The organism is Thalassolituus sp. UBA2009 (genome assembly GCF_002335285.1).
Classification (GTDB): Bacteria; Pseudomonadota; Gammaproteobacteria; order Pseudomonadales; family Oceanobacteraceae; genus Venatoribacter; species Venatoribacter alkanivorans.
Genome location: NZ_DDCJ01000035.1, coordinates 2,233 through 3,026, shown reverse-complemented (window position 1 = coordinate 3,026; position 794 = coordinate 2,233). Strand labels below are relative to the sequence as shown.

Below are 794 nucleotides of genomic sequence, written 5' to 3'. Positions count from 1 at the left end.
TATTCCGCACTGGTTGCTGCCGATGCGATCGATTTTGCCGATGCTGTGCGTCTGGTAAAAAAACGTGGTGAGCTGATGGAAGCTGCGGTACCGGCGGGTCAGGGTGGCATGGCCGCCGTACTGGGCCTGGAAGAAGATCAGATTCGCGCCGTGTGTGCTGAGGCTTCTGCTGCCGGTGTGGTTGAGCCAGCGAATTTTAATGCACCCGGCCAGATTGTTATTGCCGGCGCCATGAGCGGTGTGGAAAAAGCCATTGAGCTTGCCAAGGCTGCAGGCGCCAAGCGCGCACTGCCATTGGCGGTCAGCGGTCCGTTCCACTCCAGCCTGATGAAAGCCGCAGCCGAAGAATTTGGCGAAGCACTGAATGCGGTTTCCTTCCGCGCACCGGCATTTCCGGTGTACCACAACGTTGATAATGCGGTGGCAACTCTGGCAGAAATTCCATCGCGTCTGCTGGCGCAGCTGTACAGCCCGGTTAACTGGACTGGTGCCGTACAGGCTTGCCGCGGACGCGCCGATAATGCGATTGAATTCGGCCCGGGCAAAGTGCTCAGCGGCCTGAACAAGCGCATCGATAAAACGCTGGCAACCCATAATACGGGTGATGCCGCGTCCTTACAGGCAACCATTGCCTTTATTCAAGGATCCTGAATATGAGTGAAAAATTACTCGCCCTGGTGACTGGCGCTTCCCGCGGCATTGGTCGCGCGATTGCCGAACGTCTGGCGCGTGACGGCTATCGTGTTGTTGGTACCGCAACCAGCGAATCCGGTGCAGCTTCTGTACGCGAAGCG

2 protein-coding genes are annotated in these 794 nt (G+C 57.9%); both read left to right on the top strand.

The genetic code is table 11. The features are described from left to right. Positions 1–651: ACP S-malonyltransferase (locus B3P58_RS03890; RefSeq protein WP_286716164.1), on the top strand; the 651-nt coding region annotated here is incomplete at its 5' end. Positions 652–653: 2 nt separating this feature from the next. Continuing rightward, positions 654–794, top strand: a 141-nt coding sequence (locus B3P58_RS03885; RefSeq protein ID WP_286716168.1) for an SDR family NAD(P)-dependent oxidoreductase, incomplete at its 3' end; no start/stop codon positions are given.